The sequence below is a fragment of the Ravibacter arvi genome (genome assembly GCF_039540405.1).
In the GTDB taxonomy this organism is placed as follows: Bacteria; Bacteroidota; Bacteroidia; order Cytophagales; family Spirosomataceae; genus Ravibacter; species Ravibacter arvi.
The window spans coordinates 56,743-77,275 of record NZ_BAABEY010000026.1 but is presented as its reverse complement, the minus strand read 5'-3'; the positions used below and the strand labels follow the sequence as shown (position 1 = coordinate 77,275).

General features: G+C 53.4%; 14 protein-coding genes. 11 read left to right on the top strand and 3 right to left on the bottom strand.

From position 1 onward, the window contains the following. Positions 1-11: 11 nt before the first annotated feature. The 7 genes from ABD852_RS14875 to ABD852_RS14845 all read left to right on the top strand — a co-directional run bounded on the left by ABD852_RS14875 (position 12) and on the right by ABD852_RS14845 (position 12,363). On the top strand, positions 12-3,575 hold the full coding sequence (locus ABD852_RS14875) for a SusC/RagA family TonB-linked outer membrane protein (RefSeq protein ID WP_345030263.1): 3,564 nt from the start codon (positions 12-14) through the stop codon (positions 3,573-3,575). A gap of 32 nt (positions 3,576-3,607) precedes the next feature. Continuing rightward, on the top strand, positions 3,608-5,152 hold the full coding sequence (locus ABD852_RS14870) for a SusD/RagB family nutrient-binding outer membrane lipoprotein (protein ID WP_345030261.1): 1,545 nt from the start codon (positions 3,608-3,610) through the stop codon (positions 5,150-5,152). Between the two features lie 84 nt (positions 5,153-5,236). Further along, complete coding sequence (locus ABD852_RS14865; protein ID WP_345030259.1) at positions 5,237-6,463, top strand: transglutaminase domain-containing protein; 1,227 nt, start codon at positions 5,237-5,239, stop codon at positions 6,461-6,463. A gap of 5 nt (positions 6,464-6,468) precedes the next feature. After that, complete coding sequence (locus tag ABD852_RS14860) at positions 6,469-8,532, top strand: alpha/beta hydrolase family protein (protein WP_345030258.1); 2,064 nt, start codon at positions 6,469-6,471, stop codon at positions 8,530-8,532. 11 nt (positions 8,533-8,543) lie between these two features. Further along, entirely contained in the window at positions 8,544-9,977 is a 1,434-nt protein-coding gene (locus ABD852_RS14855; RefSeq protein ID WP_345030256.1) for a Gfo/Idh/MocA family protein, read from the top strand. Then, complete coding sequence (gene nagA / locus ABD852_RS14850) at positions 9,974-11,221, top strand: N-acetylglucosamine-6-phosphate deacetylase (RefSeq protein ID WP_345030254.1); 1,248 nt, start codon at positions 9,974-9,976, stop codon at positions 11,219-11,221. The genes ABD852_RS14855 and nagA overlap by 4 nt, the downstream gene beginning before the upstream one ends. A gap of 23 nt (positions 11,222-11,244) precedes the next feature. Continuing rightward, positions 11,245-12,363 carry an acyltransferase family protein gene (locus ABD852_RS14845; RefSeq protein ID WP_345030252.1) on the top strand — a complete coding sequence of 373 codons (1,119 nt, stop codon included), beginning with the start codon at positions 11,245-11,247 and terminating at the stop codon, positions 12,361-12,363. A 156-nt stretch (positions 12,364-12,519) separates the two neighbouring features. On the opposite strand, the gene ABD852_RS14840 is transcribed toward ABD852_RS14845, so the two are convergent. From ABD852_RS14840 to ABD852_RS14830, 3 genes are all read right to left on the bottom strand, one after another. Further along, complete coding sequence (locus ABD852_RS14840; RefSeq protein WP_345030250.1) at positions 12,520-13,452, bottom strand: hypothetical protein; 933 nt, start codon at positions 13,450-13,452, stop codon at positions 12,520-12,522. 175 nt (positions 13,453-13,627) lie between these two features. Continuing rightward, positions 13,628-14,065, bottom strand: coding sequence for a type I restriction-modification enzyme R subunit C-terminal domain-containing protein (locus ABD852_RS14835; RefSeq protein WP_345030248.1), 438 nt, complete (start codon positions 14,063-14,065; stop codon positions 13,628-13,630). Positions 14,066-14,339: 274 nt separating this feature from the next. Beyond that, positions 14,340-15,362 (bottom strand): acyl-CoA dehydrogenase family protein, encoded by a 1,023-nt coding sequence (locus ABD852_RS14830; RefSeq protein ID WP_345030246.1) that lies wholly within the window; start codon positions 15,360-15,362, stop codon positions 14,340-14,342. Positions 15,363-15,546: 184 nt separating this feature from the next. Between ABD852_RS14830 and ABD852_RS14825 the strand changes: the two genes are divergently transcribed. The 4 genes from ABD852_RS14825 (at position 15,547) to ABD852_RS14810 (ending at position 20,506) form a co-directional block, all read left to right on the top strand. Continuing rightward, positions 15,547-16,086 (top strand): RNA polymerase sigma-70 factor, encoded by a 540-nt coding sequence (locus tag ABD852_RS14825; protein WP_345030243.1) that lies wholly within the window; start codon positions 15,547-15,549, stop codon positions 16,084-16,086. 69 nt (positions 16,087-16,155) lie between these two features. Next, positions 16,156-16,800, top strand: a complete 645-nt coding sequence (locus tag ABD852_RS14820; protein ID WP_345030242.1) for a hypothetical protein — start codon at positions 16,156-16,158, stop codon at positions 16,798-16,800. A gap of 13 nt (positions 16,801-16,813) precedes the next feature. Then, a complete protein-coding gene (locus ABD852_RS14815; RefSeq protein WP_345030240.1) occupies positions 16,814-18,025 on the top strand; it encodes a DUF4374 domain-containing protein in 1,212 nt (403 codons plus the stop codon). 117 nt (positions 18,026-18,142) lie between these two features. Next, positions 18,143-20,506, top strand: coding sequence for a TonB-dependent receptor (locus tag ABD852_RS14810; protein ID WP_345030237.1), 2,364 nt, complete (start codon positions 18,143-18,145; stop codon positions 20,504-20,506). Positions 20,507-20,533 lie beyond the last annotated feature (27 nt).

Below are 20,533 nucleotides of genomic sequence, written 5' to 3'. Positions count from 1 at the left end.
CCTTACATCGCATGGGATACTTTTTACAAGTAACTCGGAATAGTTTATTGGCAACTATTCTCACCCTCACTTCTATGTCAGGCGCTGCAACAGCACCTGGCAACATCCGCGGGGAGTTTCCACCCCTCCAGCCTGCCGGCGAATATGCCGCTACGTTAAGAGACCTGCTCATCCTTCTCAGGAACAAACACAAGGTCAATATCCTTTTCGAGGATAAGCTGGTCAATCACCCGGCGGCGGGCACGCGGCTCTCCGGCAATGCTACACTGGAACAAAATCTTACCCGTATTCTCCAGCCCTATCATCTCAGTTTCAAAAAAGTCGGTGAAGGGGTCTACGTTATCACGAAAGCGGGAAAGGACCAGGAAGGAACTTCCGCCCTCCCCGTCCCTTTCCCGGCCGGACAGGAGGCTTTCGCGAACATCCCTGAGCCGGCCGGCCCGCTCTCCCGCTCCGGTGCGGAAAATAACGACGGGCCGTCGGCTTACGCAGCCGGCAGGGAAATCCGGGGAAAAGTAACCGACGAAAACGGAGAGCCGCTTCCCGGGGTAAGCATCCTGTTAAAGGGTACGCAGCAAGGCACAATCTCCGATGCGGAGGGTATTTTTTCACTTCCGGCTGTTAATACCGGCGATGTACTGGTTTTTTCTTTCGTCGGCTATCTCCCGCAGGAATTAGTGGCCGGAAACAGCTCCTCGCTTGAGGTCACGCTCAAAGTAGATGTAAAAACACTCACCGAGGTAGTCGTTACCGCCCTGGGGATCGAAAGGGATAAAAAAGCCCTGGGTTATTCGGCGCAGGAAATCAAGGGAAGCGACCTGACGGAAGCCCGGGAATCCAATATCGCCAACTCGCTGAAAGGCAGGGTTGCAGGCCTCCATGTCAACTCCTCCTCGTCAGGGCCCGGCGGATCCAGCTATGTCGTGATCCGTGGCGCGAGCTCGCTGACCGGTGATAACCAGCCTCTTTACGTAGTAGATGGCGTACCGATTGACAACCAGACGCTGGACGCAGCTTCACCGGCCGGTGGTCGTGACTTCGGCGACGGCGTCGGTAATATCAATCCCGACGACGTAGAGAGCATGACCGTCCTGAAAGGCCCCAGCGCAGCCGCGCTGTATGGGGCCCGCGGGGCAAACGGGGTTATCCTGATCACGACGAAAAAAGGCACGAAAAAGAAAGGCATCGGAGTCGACTTCAACAGCAATGCCACCTTTGAAACACCTAACGTTCTACCCCGATACCAGAATGTCTGGGGAGGGGGCTATGGAGGCACTTACAGCTCTTTCGGTACTACTACCCAGAACGGTGTGGAATACCCCTTGTGGACCAATTCGATGTATGACCACTGGGGCGGAAAAATGGATGGCCGCATGATCGTCATGGCCGGAATGCCCGAATTCGGCCCCGTCGCCTACAACCCGCAACCTGACGACAACATCCGCGAGTTTTACCGCGTAGGCCAGACCTTTACCAATACCATCGCCGTAAGCGGAGGAGACAAAAACACCTCCGTCCGCCTGTCGGTTTCCGACCTGCACAACCGTCACATACTCCCTACAAGCTCCTACAACCGCCAGACCATCAACCTTAACTTCAGTTCTGCGATTTCAAACAAACTGAACATCGAAGGCCGGGTCAACTATGTCCGGCAGGAAGGCACCAACCGCCCGGAACTCGGCTACACGACCAGCTCCGGGAACCCTGCTATCGCGCTCAACCTGCTTTCAAGGTTCGTGGACCTGGACTGGCTCAGGAACTACAAGCGGGCAGATGGTTCGATGATCAACTACATTGTGAGAGCTCCGCATAACCCCTACTGGATTGCCAACGAATTCCTGAGCGACGACAAAAGAGACCGGATGATGGGATACATCAAACTCCGGTACCAGATCACACCTTGGCTGGACTTCCAGGCCAGGACCGGTACGGATTTCTACGGCGATGTCAGAAATGAACGTATCGGCATAGGTACAACAGGAGCCTCCACCATACGCGGGCAAATCAAATCGGCCGACTGGAAAGCACGGGAAGACAACAGTGACTTCCTGCTGACTGCCTCCGGCAAAATGAACGGCGTGCTTAGCGGCAGCTTTTCCGTAGGCGGCAACCGGCTTGATCGCTACCAGTCAGTCACCGGTTTCACCGGCACGAACCTGATTCTCGACAACGTGTATCATATCAGCAACGCCGGCAACGTAGTACCCAGAAGCGGCATTACCCGCAAAAGAATGCATTCTCTCTATGCAATGGGGCAAATCGCATACAAAGACGTGCTGTTCCTGGATGTAACGGGCCGAAATGACTGGTCCTCTACGCTGGGTATCGACAACCGCTCTTTTTTTTACCCCTCCACGAACCTTAGTTTCGTTTTTTCGGAGGCAGCCGATCTGAACTTCCGGCCCCTGTCTTTTGGAAAAATCCGGGTATCCTATGCCCAGGCGGGAAGGGATGCCAATCCTTTCCAGACGACAGCCGGCTATACGCTTCTGAACGCGGCTTTCGCCGACCAGAAATTCGCTCAGATCAGCTCCAGGATCCCGCTGCTCAACCTGAAAAATGAGCTGAAGACCTCCTATGAACTGGGCGCAGACCTCCGCTTTTTCGCCAACAGAGTAGGCGTCGACTTTACCTATTACTATTCCGAAACCAAAAACCAGATTGTTCCCCTCCCCTTGTCGGCAACCACCGGGTTCAGCGACCGGGTGATCAACGCCGGGAATATCAGCAACAAAGGATTTGAGCTCCTTCTGACACTCAAACCTTTTTCCAACCCCAACGGCTTCAGCTGGAATACGATCATTAACCTTTCCCAAAACAAATCCAAGGTAATCGAGCTCTATGACGGCGTGGAATCCATTTCGCTCATTACACAAACGTATGCCAATATCGAAGCCCGACCGGGCCAACCCTACGGGAACATCGTCGGCTACAAATATCTGCGGAACGATGAAGGCCGGCTCCTTCTCACGGATGCCGGAAGGCTCCAGCGTACGACCGAAAAGGCCATACTGGGGAACATCCAGCCCGATCTGCTTGGCGGTCTGACCAACGAGTTCTTTTATAAGGGCGTTACGCTCAGCGCACTGGTCGACATCCGGAAAGGCGGGCAGGTTTTCTCCTACACCAAGTACAACGAAATGGCGAACGGTACCGGGAAATTTACGCAGGAACGCGGCGACGGGCTCGAAATGCTCATAGACGGCGTTATCCTCAAACCGGACGGAAGCTATATGGAAAACAACATACCGGTTACCCCCCAGAATTACTATGCGCCGCGCGCATGGTCCAATATGGGAGAAGAGTTCGTCATTGACGCAAGCTATGTTTCACTGCGGGAAATTACGCTCGGATATACCTTCCCCTCCAAACTGACGACCCGGACACCGTTCAGATCGGTCAAACTTTCCGCTGTAGCCAGAAACCTGGCCTATTTCTACCGTGATCCGCAATTCAGAATGATGGGTGTCAGTCCCGAATCGGCCACTAACAGCTCTACCGCCGCCCAGGGGATCCAGGCCCACTCGCTACCCACCACCAGGAGCCTCGGCTTCAATCTATCGCTTTCTTTCTGACCCCTATTGAAATGACCAAAAGACATTCCTGTATGCAAACCTTCTACCGGTATACGAGCTTTTTCGCCCTCGCAATGGTCGCAGCGGGCGCCCCTTCCTGCACAGCTGATTTCAGCGAAATCAACACCAATCCGTCTGCTGTTACCGCCAACCTGGTCAACGTCAATAACCTGTTGACCCGGGTGCAGAAGGAAGCTATTTTCGACTCCTATGACGCCGGTTACATCACCGAGTTCGCAGGCTATTACTCCAATCCCGCTACCGCTACCCTAAGCGCACGGGACTGGGCCGATCCGTTCACCGAATTCTACCGGACTTACCTGATCAATATCAGTGAGGTAATACGACTCAGCCGCGACAAACCCGAATCAGCCGGCAAGAACGCTGTTGCCCGGATCATGAAGGCCTGGATTTTCCACCAGCTGACTGACTTGTATGGCGACGTCCCCTATTTCGAAGCAGCGCTCGACGTCAACCAGGTGATTAACTACCCCGCCTATGACAGGCAGGAAGATATTTACAAGGACCTGCTGAAGGAACTCAAAGAAGCAGAACATCAGCTTTCGATCCTTGAAAATCAGGTGAGCTTCGGCCCTTCGGACCTGATCTACCAGGGCAGTACGGACAAATGGCGGCGCTTCGCGAATTCGCTCCGGCTTCGGCTGGCCGTCCGGGCGCGATTTGCCGCTCCCGACCTTGCCTCCGAGCACATTCGGGACGTTATCGGCAAACCGCTTATTTCGGCGAACGAGTTTAATGCCGCATTAACGACCGAAGGAGAAGCGGCCGCCAATACTGAGAACCGCAACCCCATGTACAACAGCTACCTCAGCAATACGGTGCCGAAGTATGCCACAAACACCATGGCAGATAACCTGATTCTGCGGAACGACCCGCGCCTGCCGGTTTACCTCACTGCGGCGCCGAAGCCGCAAAACGGGAAGAGATGGAAGGGCCGGCCACTGGCGCTCGACCTCGATCAGGAAGATACCGATGAATCCTACCGGCAGGAAGAACTGGCAAGCCTGGGCGCACTATTCCATGCAGCCGGCTACCAGATAAAGCTGCTGACCGCTGCCGAGGTGAGTTTTCTACGGGCAGAAGCCGCGCTGGCCGGCATTACCACCGAATCGGCAGCCGAAATGCTGGGAAAAGGAATCCGGCAGGCGATGGAAATGTACCATATAAACCCCGCTCTGACAGAAAATTACCTACTCTCGCGAACCAACGCTTTTAACACTTTTGAACCCGAGCAAAAGCTCGAAGAAATTATCGTACAGAAATGGATCGCCGGCTACTACCAGTCAAGGGAGGCCTGGGCAGAGTACCGCAGAACCGGCTACCCTGTCATATGGGTCGGGAAGGCTGTGGGCGACACTGAAGGCCAGATTCCGCGGCGACTCACCTACCCCAGCGGCGAATACCTCCGGAACGGCAAACGCGCGGAAGAGAGCGCTGCACGGTTGGAAAAAGGTGACGTATTCATGTCCAGAATCTGGTGGGACAAACGTCCCGGTTTACCGTTCCGACACCCGCGCCAGGGAATGTTCCCGCCCGAACTTGCTTCTATGGAATAATCCGTTGTAACTGACCCGCTGAAGTCTGACCTGTTCGTGAACGACACGGCACCGCACAAGTATATCACGGATAACTATTTAAAAATGAACCGGAATAAGTCAATACCCTGGCGCAAGGCGCGCACATACCTCCCCCACAGATGGATAATCGTTTTCCTTTCCTTCCTTGCGCCGGGCTGCAGCAGGCAGTATTACCTTGCAGAAAGCGAATCGTTGACGAGACGGGAGAATACCGTTTTTGTGGATGCAGAAAAGGTCAGCCCGGTAAACCGGATTTTTTTCAACCAAAAGTATTCGCTCGACTCACTGTTCCGGGAAGACGATGATGAGTTTTCCAGGATCCTGCGGCTGAGAAACTGGATCAGTAAAGCTATTAACATCAGCGATTTTGAGGGGAAATATCCCGGCGAGGGTCATGCAGACCGGATACTTGACCTTGCAGCGGGCGGACAGGGATTTCACTGCGAACACTACATGATCGTTCAGAATGCCATCATGAATTCACATGGCTATGTCACCCGGTGCCTGGGTGTCGGGCCGGGTGTCCGCGGCGGACCGGACGTCCATCACGGCACCAACGAAATCTGGAGCAATACGTACGGCAAGTGGTTCGTATCCGATGCCAAATACGACCATCACTTCGAAAAAAATGGCATTCCCCTTTCGGCATTGGAAATCAGGGACGAATACCTAAAAAACCGTGGCGCCGACATTCTGATGATAAAGGGTCCGGGCCGGCAGGCCGCACAATCGATCCGGCTCCTCAACCGGCAGGGTGAAAGGTACGACCGGCCTGCTGAAAGCTTCGTCCAATCCTACACATGGCTTAGCTGGGAACGCAGCAACAACCGGTATACAGGATGGCCCTCTAACCGGAACGACATCAGTCACGGCAACTACTACTCCGATACTTTTTCGATCCGGAACACCTGGATACGGGAGGGAAAAAAGCACTGGGCTTATGATACCCCCTACATGCATCTCGTAGACAGCAGGACGGCGCTCGAGTGGACGCCGAATGTAATCAGCTCTGCGGTGACGCTGAACGGCGCGGTCGCGAAGGTACGTCTTGAATCCGAAACTCCCGGCTTCCTCCGCTACGAGATGAACAGAGACGGCCTGGGGTGGAAACCGGCCGGTGACTACATGGAGATCAGGGTCCGAGGACAAGAAACCCGGCTCAGCTTCAGAAGTGTCAACGTTTTTGAGGTAACAGGTCCCGAACACGAGGTCGCCATCAGGAGAAAATCAGGGAAAAATACCGCCCTCCCTGCCCAAAAAAGTCATTCAGCCAGTAAACAATATCCTTGACAAGAATGCTCTCTTTTCTCAGGATTGCCGGGTCAACCCGCCTGGCCTCCCTGCTGTGCGCTTTTTCATTGGCTGTTGCGCATGGGCAGGAACTCCGGCCGGAGCAGCTTCCCCGGGTATTCCCGGTTCGCGATTCGGCCATGATCGAAAGGGAGTTGAGAGAAATGGCAACCGCATATTTCGGAAATGCCGTTTCCAGGGCAAAAGATTGCTCCTCGGCAAACAGGTACCAATGGCTGCGTACTGAAATCATTCGCAAATCGGGCGCCGGTTCCTTCCTGGCTTCTGACATCGATGTACGGTACACCGGCACGCTGAACTTCGCGGATTTTAAAGTAAAGCGGCTGTATTTCCGGGTCAGGGAAGATATCTACGCCACCGCCAATCTGTATATCCCCCATGGTTCAGGACCGTTCCCGGCCGTGCTTCATATGCCCGGCCATTGGGAACATGCCAAACTGGACCCTGAGATGACAGCGGTTGGGCAAAGCCTGGCAGTCAACGGCTATGTCTGCCTGACGATAGACCCCTGGGGCAGCGGCGAGCGCTCAACCGTACACGGCGAATCGGATTATCATGGGGCAAATCTCGGGGCGTCACTCATGAATCTCGGGGAAACATTGCTCGGCCATCAGCTCGCGGACAACGTCAGGGCAGTGGATCTGCTCTGCTCCCTGCCTTATGTGGACACACTGCGCATCGGCGCCACAGGGGCCAGCGGCGGCGGAAGCCAGGCACTCTGGCTGGCAGCCACGGACCAACGTATAAGATCTGTCGTTACAGTTGTGAGCGCCGGCACCTTCGAAGCCTTCGTTATGAGGCGAAATTGTGTCTGCGAACTTCTCCCCGACGGGCTCACTTTTTCGGAAGAATTCGAGGTGACCAACCTCGTCGCTCCGCGCGCCATCCGGATGATAAGCCACGAAAAGGAGCAAAATCCCGCTTTCATACCCTCCGAAATGCGCCGGACCTACCGGCTTTCGCAGCCGTTCTTCAAAGCAGCCGGTGTCCCGCATCACCTCGATTACCACACCGTCGACACCACCCACGGATATTTCCGGGAAGACCGCATGGCGATGATCGCCTGGTTTAACCGTCATCTAAAACAGGATAGCACGCTGGCAGTCCGGATGCCCGGAGGACCGGTCGTCCGGGCAGAAGATCTCATGGTCTTTGGGACCGGAAAACGGCCCGGGGAGGTACAAGGAACGGCCGGGTATTGCCGTCGGCAAGGAAGCAGGCTACGGGACTCTTACCTGCAGCGCCACGCCTTCAACCCCGCTTTGAAGCGATCGGAACTAGCCGCAATATTGCGCCTGTCAGACGAACCGTTATTGCCGGCCGTTGCAGCAGGCAGCTCCGGGAGGTGGCTTCGCTATACGGTAAAGTGCGCCGCTCGCACTATTCCGGTGCTTGTCGCTCACCCGCCGGGAGAACCCGCCAACCGGCGCTACTGCGTGATGCTCCATCCGGATGGGAAAGACCAGGTGGACCGCGCTCGTGTAACCGACCTACTGAAAGCCGGCTATTCGGTGGTCCTTCCGGACCTGTCCGGTACGGGTGAACTGGCCTCCAGCTCCGAAAACGATCTTGTTCGCAGCAGGAAATTTCATACGCGGGCCAGGGCAGAACTTTGGCTGGGACGAACCATTCTCGGCTGTTGGACTGCCGAAATAACGGCACTCGCCGGCTGGCTGGCATCTGAGACGGATACCTGCGAAATTGTGATAGAAGGCACGAGAGAAACTGCGCTGGCTGCCTTGTTTGCAAGCTGTCTGCACGATGGAATCAAACGGGTCACCCTGCGGGACGCCCCGGTCAGCTACCTTTTCGATCCCGGCGGTAATGTCAATTACTTCAGTATGGCCGTTCACCTCCCCGGTATCCTCCGATGGGGCGATGTTTCACTGGCTGCAGCACTCAGCAACGCAAGCGTCACTTTCGTCAATCCTGTCTCTATGGGCGGTATGCCCCTGAGCCGTGAGCAATTAGAAATTCTTGGCAAGGAATACGAAACGGTGAGAAAACGATGCCGAACCGGGGTTACAACCCTATTTAAAACAGAATAAGCAGCAAGCATATGAACTCCAACCGTAGATTCTTTTTGAAAACGGCGGGCATCGCCGGGTTAGAGCTGGCGGGTATAAAGGTACAGCCGTCAAAAACGACGCTTTTCCCGGCAACACCGGGAAGTGGTAAGACCAACATGTGCGGCTACGCAGCGCCGCCGGTAGAAACAGTGAGGATCGGCGTCATAGGCCTTGGAAACCGGGGTGCTGCAGCTGCCGTAAGGCTGACGCACCTGGAAGGGGTCCGGATTATAGCCGTTTCAGACCTCCTTCCCTCCAAAACCGAAGCCGTACTTTCCCGATTGAAAGCCAGGGGACATCAGCCGCAATCCTATTCGGGTACGCCCGAAAAATGGAAAGAACTGTGCGGGCGGGATGATATCGACCTCGTATATATCGCGACACCCTGGCGGCTGCACACCCCAATGGCCGTATATGCGATGCAGCACAGGAAGCATGTATGCGTGGAGGTTCCCGTCGCACAGACGGTCGAAGAGTGCTGGCAGCTAGTCGAAACCTCCGAACAAACCCGCAAGCATTGCATGATGCTTGAAAACGCATGCTACGATCAATTCAAACTCCTGACGCTTAACCTGGTCAGACAGGGCATACTGGGGGAAGTTATTCACTGCGAAGGCGCCTACATCCACGATCTGCTCGCCGCTTCGTTCGCAAAGGACAAGTACCAGGACATGTGGCGGCTGAAAGAAAATATGAACCGGCAAGGCAATCTTTATCCTACCCACGGGATAGGTCCCGTTTGCCAGGTGCTGGACATCAACAGGGGCGACTGCCTGGATTATATCCTTTCGGTTTCGGGGAACGATTTTATGACCGGTAAAATGGCAGACGAACTTGCGTCTGAAGATCCCTTCTACCGAAGCTTTGCGGAAAAGCGCTATCGGGGGAACATGAACCTTTCGATACTAAAAACAAAAAGAGGGAAGACGATCCAGCTGCAGCACGATGTCACATCGCCGCGCCCGCGGTCGAGGGGATATGTCGTAAGCGGCAGTAAAGGTACGGCGGTACAATTGGACGGTCCGGGCCGGATATCGCTGGCGAGGGACATCAGGCCGGAAGAATGGAAATCCTACCCGGAACACGAATGGATGGGTCCGGAACAGCTGCATAAACTCGAAGAAGCCTATAATCCCGCCATTCTTAAAAGAATCGGCGATATGGCCAAACAGATAGGCGGCCACGGCGGTATGGACCTGCTGATGGACTGGCGTACGATCGACTGCCTCCGCAACGGCCTGCCGCTGGACCAGGATGTTTATGATGCAGCGCTCTGGAGCGCGATGGTACCCCTGAGCGAAAAATCGGTATCGCTCGGACCGGCGCTGGTCAGGGTTCCCGACTTCACCCGTGGCGCCTGGAAATCGAACCCTAAACCGGACCTTTCCCTGGAGAAAGGAGGAAACACAAACATACTTTTATGAGCAAATGGACCTGCATGGCTGTATGGCCCCTCGGCATTTTCCTTCTTATCGCCGCATGTTTTCCTGTGAAATCGGAGCGCCTGAAAATCTGCGGCTTATCTTATATTGACGGGCTTCCGATCTGTATTGAGACAGCAAATGGTCTCATCGCCAGCATATCCAGACCTGAGCGCTTACCGGCCGGCACCCCGCCACTCTACCTGGCGCCAGGCCTCTTCGACAACCAGGTAAATGGCGGTAGCGGCGTCTATTTTTCTTCAGAAAATCCCCTGACGCCGGACGAAATCAGAAAAGTTGTACGCAGCCAATGGAGCGCAGGCGTAACCAGTTTCCTGCCGACGCTCACCTCCCACACCCGCCAGGTACTCAAAAGAAACCTGGAAGCGCTCGCCAGGTGGTCCGGGTACCCCGAATTCAGGGGCACAATTCCGGGTTTTCATCTTGAAGGCCCCTACATCTCCCCGGAAGACGGCTACCGGGGAGCCCACGCAAGGCAGTTTGTCAGAGAACCAGACGTTGAAGAACTCATGGAACTGCAGCGGGCAGCCGGAAATAAAATACTGACCGTTACACTGGCTCCCGAACGACCTGGAGCAATGGAGCTGATAAGATGGTGCACTCAGGACGGAATTGTGGTAGCCCTCGGCCATCACAATGCGAGCGCCGGGACAATCCGGACCGCCGTCCGGAACGGTGCGCGGATTGCGACGCATCTTGGAAATGGCTGCGCCAACCTGATTCACCGTCATGAAAACCCGCTGTGGCCGCAGCTTGCCGACGACTCGCTTATGATCAGTATCATCGCAGACGGGTTTCATTTGACAGCAGAAGAAATCAAAACGTTCTACAAAGTAAAAGGCGCCGGAAAAATTGTCATCACGTCGGACATCACCCGCTATGCAGGCCTGACGCCCGGAATATACTCCACGGCCGACGGCCGCAAAATTGAGCTGACCCCGGCAGGGAAAGTGCAGTACCCCGCGCAGGGAGTGCTGGCAGGCTCAGCCCTGGCTGTGGATACCGGGGTGAAAAAGGTGATGAACTTCACCGGCGCGTCGCTGGAAGAAGTGATCCGGATGAGCAGTACAAACGTCGCCCGGCTTTACGGGCTGGAAGACCGGGGCCGGCTCCGGGAGGGAATGCGGGCAGACATTATTCTCTTTTCACTGGGCAGACATAAACTTGACATCCACCGGACGTTTGTGGCCGGAGCACTTGTCTTTGAACAGGACGCCCGCAAGTAAGCATTCTTAACCCTATCTCTGTTATGGAAAACAAGAGACTCGACTCCCTGGATATTCTGAGAGGATTCGATTTATTTCTACTGGTAACCTTTCATCCCGTCGCGATGGCGCTGATACGGGCAGTCGACCACCCGCTGGGAAATCTGGCCGGTACTCAGTTACGCCATGCTGAATGGGAAGGGTTTGTCACCTGGGACCTTATTATGCCGCTATTCATGTTCATGGCCGGTGTTGCCATTCCGTTTTCTTTTTCCCGGTTCCCGGGACAGCCCGGAACCGGCGTTTACCGGCGTATTTTCAAACGGGTATTTCTGCTCTTTCTCCTCGGAATGTTTTGCGCCGACAATCTCTTGTCGCTGAACACAGACAAGATCAGCTTCTACTCCAATACCCTCCAGGCGATAGCGGTAGGCTACCTAATTGCTTCCCTCCTCGTGCTTCACTTTGGTCTCCGCGGACAAATAGCAGGTTTCTTCCTGCTGCTGGCAACCTATTGGGCGCTGATGAAATTCGTTTCCGCGGGCGGTTTCGGCGGCGGCGATTATAGTCCTGACCACAACCTCGCCGAATATGTCGACCGGGCGGTACTCGGCCGGTTCCGCGACAAGGCAATTTTAGAAAACGGCGTCCTTAACTTCGGCAGCTATCGCTATACCTGGATTGTGAGCAGCCTCAACTTCGGCGCAACAACCCTGAGTGGTGTTTTCGCAGGCCAGATCCTGAAAGGTTCGCACGCCCCGACCCGTAAAACCGGACTGCTGATCGTGACCGGCATCGCGATGATCCTCGCCGGTCTGGCGTGGAGCCTTGAAATGCCTGTTATCAAGAAAATATGGACCAGCTCGATGACACTTTTCAGCAGCGGCATCTGCTTTCTGCTTATGGCAGCTTTCTACTACTTTATAGATTGCCAAAAACACGGCAGGCGCCTGGCCTGGCTAACCATATACGGCAAAAATTCGATCGTAGCCTATATGCTGTACCAGATTGTAAGCTTCAGCTGTATAACCGATTCTTTTTTGCACGGCCTGAACCCCATCATGGGAAAATACTACGTAGTCCTGATGAAAGCCGGCAATGCCTTTCTTCTTTTCGGTATACTCTGGCTGCTCTACCGGGAAAAAAAGTTCCTTAAAGTCTGATCCCCTGCAATTACCTCCCGCAAAATCCGGGACTCAGTTCTGCCCGTTCGAATAATGGAGGGACTTGCGTGGGTGAACATAGTGATTTATTAAGTACACTTCTCTGCACTAAGAGAAATCCCGAAAAATGTACTGCGGGTCGCGTGAATCTTTTGTTTACATGGGTGTCCTAAGGATCGAATACTTACCCGTAGGCGACTCTTCTAACCATTTACCCGTTATGACCTTCAACGCTCCCGTCCGCTTGTTGGTCAGTGTCAGGGTATAGGTAAGCCGGCGGCGGCGCCATTCCAGCTCCGTAAAAAAAAGAGCTTTACCTGCAGGAACAGAAACAGATGCTGTAACCCCTGGATGATAGGCCTCCCTGGTGAATGCCCCGTATATGTCTTTAGGATCTGAATATGATACTTTTCCATCATTGACCGCGACCGGTATCGGTACTTTAACGGAATCGCCTCCGATTCCGAAAAATGCGCCGTGTTCCTTACTTTCAAACCATGCGGTACGCACCACATCGATCCCACCAAAGGGGTTTACCGCAACCTGCTGCGGTGCAAGCAGATTAAACTCATACCGGGTTCCGGTTCTCACAAAAACAGAATCCCCGTCTCCCGCTCCTGCCGCATACTCCATTGATTTGAACGTATATCCCTGCAAAACCTGCTGCTCCACCAAAATTTCCTTTGTCTCATTTTCCCGCTTCAGCACGATGACAAAACTATAGGTTTCGGGCATGCCGTTTTCAAGCAGCGTTACCCGTAGTTGATCCCCTTCGTGAACAATCCGGAAGCCGATACCGGGAGTCGTCCCCTCAAGGTAGCCAGTCCCTTCAAGCTCCAGCAGGGTATTTTCCATGACCAATTGCCCGTCAGACTTATAGATATCGCCAAAAATACGCTGGTTCCCCCTTTTATTAACTACGGCAGCTATTCGCCAACCTGTACTTCCAAGGGCAATGGTCTCTTCTCCACCTTCGGCTTCCATTTGCACCAGGGACGGCGACGGCGCCTTATCAGGTTCATCGGACTTACGGCACGAAATAAAAAAACAGGTAGAAAGCAGTGTGAAGAGTAAAAAATGAAGACGCATAAGAAGGATAAACGGATCTGGAATTACTATTACTATTAGTTTAACGTGTACACCCCGGAGTTCGTATGCCTTTCCGGGAAAATCCTTAGATACGCATGAAGGGAGTCCCCTGTCGAACACTTAATCAGCCTTTTGGGCTTTCTGGATAGATTGAAGCTGACTCAATTATATTTAATCACACCGCAACGGCCCTGCCATTAACGTCTCTGACAATTTCAATGATTTTTTTTCTCGTCTCAGTGGAGAAAACTCCCGTCAATCCCTCCGCATGAAACTTGGTGAAAGGCTGCTCAAAAAGCATTTCCGGATTCACACGGCCATTCTGGGACATTAAGCGGACCAGGTAGTTGATAAATTCGATCTGTATGGAATTGAGAGGCGCATTAGACAAGAAGGCCGAAAAAGCTTCCCGCGCCGATGCACTGTCCATGCCCAGAATGGAACGGACAAATATACCTAGCGGTTTTTCGCCCAGGGGCTTTTTAAACTCCTCCTCTGTCGACGCGCCTGACTGTTCGAAAAGCATCCGGTCTAGTTCATCCAACTCAGAAGCCGTAATGGGTTGGTTGGTATGCAGCATGAGGGAAGTACTGTCGAAGGCTTGATTAGACAAGAGTTTACACACCTGGCAACTCCGAAAGAAAATTCTTATAACGAAGCATTTCACAGTATTTTGGAGCGTGAGGTGATTGAACGTAATGAGTTTGCTATTTACTACTAGGCAAAAGAAACCTTGCAGCATTTCACCAAGCATTATGATGAGCGCCGGTTACACCGCTCCATCGGTTTTACCACACCCCAAAAGATGGGAAGAAGCTATGCCAAACGCCTTAACCCTTGCTTGAAGAAGCGCCCAACTAATAATTAAACGGGTAACGCGCTTCGTGCTAAAAAGAAAATTCTCCCGGCGACGGCCTGAAATTGGCATGCTGTGTCGCGGTAAAGTAATCGCACAGCACCTGGTGTACCGGTGCATCCACCTGTGATGCCCGGATTCCGAGCTGCGTGTAGATCCGGATCAGCCGGTGAGACAGTTGCCCGACAAGCTCCGTACCATAAGCATGGATCCCGGCTTGTATGCCCGCAGGTACCGATCCTGCCCCGGCCAAAGTCTGTTCGATTTCGCCCGCTGTGCGCAGTATGTGGTCCATGTGTTTTTCTATAGAAGAAACGAACTCGTCCAACCTGAGCGACGGTCGAACTTCTGCTGCCTCTTCCGCGAAGTGAAACGCCATACCCAGGTAATTTACCAGTAGCGTAAGGTCGGCAAAAACCCGGAAAGGAACGCGGTCCAGTACGTCATCCGAAAAAAAACTATCATACAGGAAACTGAATACTTCCGGGACTTGCACAGCCCGGAGATGAAACGAATAGGTTCCGGTCGATCTCATTCCCATTGATTTCCAATCGGGAAGGATTTCCGCCTGTTCTTTCGGAACGACAAACGATCGGATCATTTCCATCCCGTTCTCCCCTATAACCGGCTTATCTTCCCGGATAAGCCGGGCATTCAGCGTAAAATGACTCAAATGCGGGGCGCCGGTGGCGAAACGCCAGTTTCCGGTCACCAGGTAACCGCCGTCTTCCCGCAGCACAGCCGATCCGCCGATCATCCCGCTTCCCCCGAAACAGGTATGCGGACTACTGAAAAGCTCCTTTGCAACGGCGGGCGCCAGATTCCTGGAAAAGTAGTTGGCCCCTGCGCAAAGGGTCAGCATCCACCCGAGACTTCCGTCAATTTTCGCCCACTCGTACAAGCGTGCCAGTCCTTCAGCCAGCCGGTCGCCCAGGCCCCCATACGCTTCCGGTACCCAGATTTGTAACCAGCGCTGCTGAAAGATATGTTGCAGGACCGGGTCAGGGATCTTTGAAGCTCCCTTTAGTGCCTGCCTGATCTCCCCCGCGTTCATTGGTTTGAGATTAAGTACAATCGATCCCGACCGCCGCGATCAAAATTCAAAAATAGGCAGGAAAACCGAAACTCAGCCAAGTCCCTCCTGCTCATTCGTTCAATTGCGGTTCAAAAAAAAGCGACAACTAATTAGACTAAGTCTAAAAAGGTTTAGATTTGCATGTCTATTTACCACGCGACCTATGCAGCCCCTTGAATACAAGGAAAACCTTGGCCCCCTGGACGAAACGTTGTTTACTGATATTTATAACCGGTACTTTGAAAAGGTGTTCGGAATTTGCTATTCCAATCTGAAGGATGTGGAGGCGGCAAAAGAGCTTGCCCAGGAAATTTACAAGTCTCTGTGGGAACGCCGCCATGCCCTGGAATTTACCCACTCCGTTGAACACTACCTTGTGCGTTCTGCCAAACTGAAAGTTTTTGAATACATCCGTAACAAACAGATCAGGAGCGAACACCTGCAGGCGATTGCAACCATTGGAATCGCGGATGCCAATTTTACCGAGGATTCTGTTATGCACCACTACCTGTACGAGCGGCTGAAACGGCTTGTTGACAACCTGCCTGTCCATTGCCGGCAGGTTTTCAAAATGAGCCGGGAACAGGGTCTTTCCAACAAACAGATCGCCGGTGAGCTGATTATCTCGGAAAGGACGGTAGAATATCACCTGGCAAACGCCCTGAACCTGCTCCGGTCAGGGCTGAAAGACTACGCCCTGTAGCCAAAAATCGAACTTTGAATGCTTTGATTTTTACCCTTGTCCACCGTAATTTGACATTTTACCGTGCCGATGAATTTATCCGAAGCCTTGATTGAAAAATACCACAAGGGCCTGTGCACCCCCGAGGAGCGCAGGACCGTTGAGAAATGGTTGGAAACTGGCGAGACGGACGAATTTGAACTTCCCGCCGGGATCAGCCTCGGTGCGATCAAGCAGGAAATCTGGAACGAAATACGACCGTCTGTCGGGATGGGAAGGGCCATTCACAGACGTCGCCCGGGCAGCCTTACCGGTTGGGCAGCCGCCGCAGCGCTTGTTACGGCAGTCGGCCTGTACAGCCTGGTTGAAACGTTTACACCGGGTATTTCCAAACACCTGCCTGCCGGGGAGATAACCACCCGCAGCCAGGCAGAGCCGCTCCAGATCGAACTGGGAAACGAAAGCGGGGCCGTTTATATAAAAGAGAGCAGGATGCTCGACTTCTGCGGGGTAGTGAAGATAATACCAAAAGAGAATATGAAACTATCCTTTACGAGCCTGTGCGACGGCAACCGGGAAACTGTGAAAGAAATGGTGGTAAAAGGCGGAACTACCTACTTTGCGATGGACCTCAGACACCACAACAGTTCGGAGCTCGTGGTAATGGATAAAAACCTAGTCGGCGAGCTGCCGCCGATCGTTCAGAATTCGCTGATTGCCCAGTTCGGTATTTAATTGGTTGTACCGAATGCTTAACCGGAACTTATTTTCTTTGGCAATGGCGGCGCTCCTCGGGGCGCTGCTTTCGGCTTGCGGCGCGCCTGATTCCGCAAAACAGAAGAAATACAGCATTGTGGTGACTGCCGGTGATGAAAAATCGTATATCTGGCAAACCGACCACCTCGACAGCGGAACGGTCGACCCGGTGAAAGCGGGCGTGAGGCTCGACGGGCCGCCGCGGATCTGGTACTATCTGCTGGTAAAAAACGGGACGTACTATTATGTCGATTCGAAATCCGAATACTTTGTCAAATCCGAAATCCGGAACAACCGTTTTGTCCACCTCGATTCACTCCCGCTGCCTGACTTCAGCTACCCTGATCATTCCGCTTTCATCGGCCGGGACACTGTTTTCCTGATAAGCCACAGCATGGGCATGGCACCCAAGAAATTCGCAAAGGTGAACGTCAGGAACATGACGGCGACCGTCGGTACGTTGCCTGTCCCGACTCCGGTCAAGCCCTTCGATAATCTTTCCGTAGGCTTTGCAATGTGGCGGGATAACCGCCTGTGGCTCGGTTACACCTACCACTACGCCAACCGTCAGAAGGGCTACGGTTCGTCCGACACCGTTTATGTTTCCAGGATGACCTGGCCCGGGATGAAGCCGGAATATACCGGAAAGGATCCGCGTTCCACTTACCCGGGCAACGTCAACACGGCCCAGCAGAACACTTTCAAAGATGAAAAGGGTGACTTCTATTTCCTTGCCTGCCCGGGCATTGTACGAGGTGCAAACCCGTATCAGCCGACTGCCGTTTACCGGATAAAAGCCGGCGAGCAAACCCTCGACAGCACTTATTTTTTTAATATTTCCGCTTCCGCAGTGCAGAACCACGCCTACGGCCTCTGGTACCTTGGCCACAGCAAAGCATTGCTGAGAAGTGAGCGCAAGGACCTGTTTACAACTTACAAAGAGCATTATCTAATTCCGCACAACGAATATTTCGAGGTCGATTTACAGAGCAGGGAGGTAAGGAAGCTGAACCTGCCGCTCGACAAAGGCAGCTCGCGGACCTGTGTCCTGGTCGAAAACGACAAGGCCTATATCACCATCAACGACGGCAAAGGCAACAACGACGTGTGGATCTACAACCCGGCAGACCGGCGCCTCACGAAGGGGCTGCACCTCGAAGGAGACATCGACTATATTTTCCGGCTGGAAAAACTCTACCAATAGTTATTTAGAATAATTAAACTTTTTTTTCTTTTTCACTGTGGGAAGCGCCTGTTTATGCAACTAAAATTACGTCAGAACATACCATCCTCTGATTTTGCGTAATTTTTAGTACCAGGCATGAGTCAAAAAAGCATTCTTTTTATATTTCTAACCCTTGCGATTACGGTCCTGGCTTCAAGCCTGCAGGCCCAGAACCGGTCGACACTTTCCGGAAGGGTCATGAGCGCCGCCGGAGAGCCGCTCGAAGGTGTCACAGTTGCAGCTGACGGTCTCAACCTGGGAACCAAAACTGAAAAGGACGGCCATTTTACAATTGCCTTCGAAAGGCCGGGAGCCTATACCCTGGTTTTTTCAAGCGTCGGCTATGGGGCTAGCAAAGAAAAAGTACGTGTTGAACCCGGGCAGCGTCACCCCGCCCTGCAAATTGTATTGCAGCCGGATACCCAGCAGTTCAGAGAGGTAACCGTTCGGGGAAAAGGTGAAGCCCGGCAATTGCGGGAACAAGCCTTTACGGTAAACGCCATTGATACCCGGAAAATAGCCAACACCACGGCGGACCTCGGCCAGGTGCTGAACCGGACCACCGGAATTAAAATGCGCGAACAGGGAGGCGTCGGCTCCGACTTTGAATTCTCTATCAACGGCTTATCCGGGAAATCCGTCAAGCTTTTCCTGGACGGCGTGCCGCTCGATGTACTGGGAAGCGCAATGAATCTCAACAATATCCCGGTTAACCTTGCACAACGCATAGAGGTGTATAAAGGCGTGGCGCCGGTTGAGCTGGGTTCCGATGCCCTGGGCGGGTCGGTGAATATTGTCACCAACCAATCTCTTGACAATTACCTGGACGTAAGCCACAGCTACGGCTCTTTTCAAACCCACCAGTCGGCCCTCACGGGCCAGTACGTGTACAAACCGGCCGGGCTGGTGATCAAGGGAAGCACGTTTTTCAATTACTCGAAAAACAACTACCTGATGCGCGGCGTGGAGATCTGGGATCCCGAAAAGTATGAATATGTATCCCGGGATTTCCGCCGGTTCCACGACCGCTACAAATCGTGGATGGGACAGGTGGAAATCGGCCTGATCAATAAAAAGTGGGCGGATGTACTCTTTGTGGGAGTGGGCTACACTACCTACGACAAACAGGTCCAGACGGGCGTCAGGCAAACAATCGTCTATGGCGGCGTATTGAAAGACGGCGAGGGCAAAAACATAAGCCTCCGCTACAAAAAGGACAGCCTGTTCAACAACAGGCTGAACATCGGGGTTTACGGGACGTATTCTTACGACCACTACGTTCTGTCCGACACTACGCTCCGGAAGTACAGCTGGGACGGCAGCTATGTCACCGGAAACCCGGAAACCGGAAGCCTTCGCCTGACGCACGTCAACCGCCCCCGGCTCTTTGCAAGGCTCAATGCGACCTACAAACTCGCGGAAAATCACGACCTGAACCTCAACTATACCTTTGACGACGTTGAAAACCAGACCTACAATTCACTTACCTCGTCAGATGATGACATGCCGGGTAAATTGGGAAAACACATCGTGGGCGCGGCCTACCAGGTAAAGCTCTTTCAAAAGTGGACCAACACCTTTATGGGCAAATATTACGGCATTGACCTGAACAAAAAACAATACGATTACAGCCTCTCCAAAATAGTGTCGCTCCGCGATTTCCAGAATTATGCAGGGTACGGGTGGGCATCGGTATATAAACTTTCCCCGAACACCGGTATAAAGACCTCATACGAGCATACTTACCGGCTCCAGGATGTAAATGAAGTCTACGGCGACGGCTACCAGGTTCTGAACAACATGGAGCTGAAGCCCGAAGCCAGCGACAATGTGAACATCGGCGGATTTTACGGAAGCAACAGCGGCCGGCAGGACTGGTTCGTGGAAGCTTCAGCCTTTTACCGCAGTGCGAAGGGCTTTATCTATGCCAACCAGTATGACAACAACCAGCTCCAGTACCAGAACCTCTCGAACGTGCTGGTAAAAGGATTTGATGCGGAGGCCAGGTATCACTACGGCGGCGTTTTCAATGCACTGCTGAATATCACCTACCAACATGCGCTCGATAACACCCGGTTCGTAAACAACAACAGCTCCGGGGGGCAATCGGCTACCTATCGGAACCGCATACCCAACCAGCCCTGGTTATTCGGCAACCTCGACCTCGGGCTGGGTAAAAACCTCGCTTACGGCGGCGGCGCACGCCTGCAGTTTACATGGAGTACGCACTACACCCATTGGTATTACCGGTCGTGGGAGGGCTTCGCCACTGCCAATTCGCTCGCGACTATTCCCCGGCAGCTGGTTCACAATGTGATGCTGTCTTATTCCATGCAGAAAGGGCGTTATAATGCCTCGCTTGAGTGCCGGAACCTCACCGACCAGCTTGTTTACGACAACTTCCGCCTGCAGAAACCCGGGCGTGCAGTGTTCTTCAAACTTCGCTTTTTCATTAGCTAACAAATACATTTTATCAAATCAACCGGT

Excerpts from the sequence above, each read along its gene's own strand:
- ABD852_RS14875 (WP_345030263.1), top strand. The coding sequence starts at position 12 with ATGGGATACTTTTTACAAGTAACTCGGAATAGTTTATTGGCAACTATT.
- ABD852_RS14870 (WP_345030261.1), top strand. The coding sequence starts at position 3,608 with ATGCAAACCTTCTACCGGTATACGAGCTTTTTCGCCCTCGCAATGGTC.
- ABD852_RS14865 (WP_345030259.1), top strand. The coding sequence starts at position 5,237 with ATGAACCGGAATAAGTCAATACCCTGGCGCAAGGCGCGCACATACCTC.
- ABD852_RS14860 (WP_345030258.1), top strand. The coding sequence starts at position 6,469 with ATGCTCTCTTTTCTCAGGATTGCCGGGTCAACCCGCCTGGCCTCCCTG.
- ABD852_RS14855 (WP_345030256.1), top strand. The coding sequence starts at position 8,544 with ATGAACTCCAACCGTAGATTCTTTTTGAAAACGGCGGGCATCGCCGGG.
- nagA (WP_345030254.1), top strand. The coding sequence starts at position 9,974 with ATGAGCAAATGGACCTGCATGGCTGTATGGCCCCTCGGCATTTTCCTT.
- ABD852_RS14845 (WP_345030252.1), top strand. The coding sequence starts at position 11,245 with ATGGAAAACAAGAGACTCGACTCCCTGGATATTCTGAGAGGATTCGAT.
- ABD852_RS14840 (WP_345030250.1), bottom strand. The coding sequence starts at position 13,452 with ATGCGTCTTCATTTTTTACTCTTCACACTGCTTTCTACCTGTTTTTTT.
- ABD852_RS14830 (WP_345030246.1), bottom strand. The coding sequence starts at position 15,362 with ATGAACGCGGGGGAGATCAGGCAGGCACTAAAGGGAGCTTCAAAGATC.
- ABD852_RS14825 (WP_345030243.1), top strand. The coding sequence starts at position 15,547 with ATGCAGCCCCTTGAATACAAGGAAAACCTTGGCCCCCTGGACGAAACG.
- ABD852_RS14820 (WP_345030242.1), top strand. The coding sequence starts at position 16,156 with ATGAATTTATCCGAAGCCTTGATTGAAAAATACCACAAGGGCCTGTGC.
- ABD852_RS14815 (WP_345030240.1), top strand. The coding sequence starts at position 16,814 with ATGCTTAACCGGAACTTATTTTCTTTGGCAATGGCGGCGCTCCTCGGG.
- ABD852_RS14810 (WP_345030237.1), top strand. The coding sequence starts at position 18,143 with ATGAGTCAAAAAAGCATTCTTTTTATATTTCTAACCCTTGCGATTACG.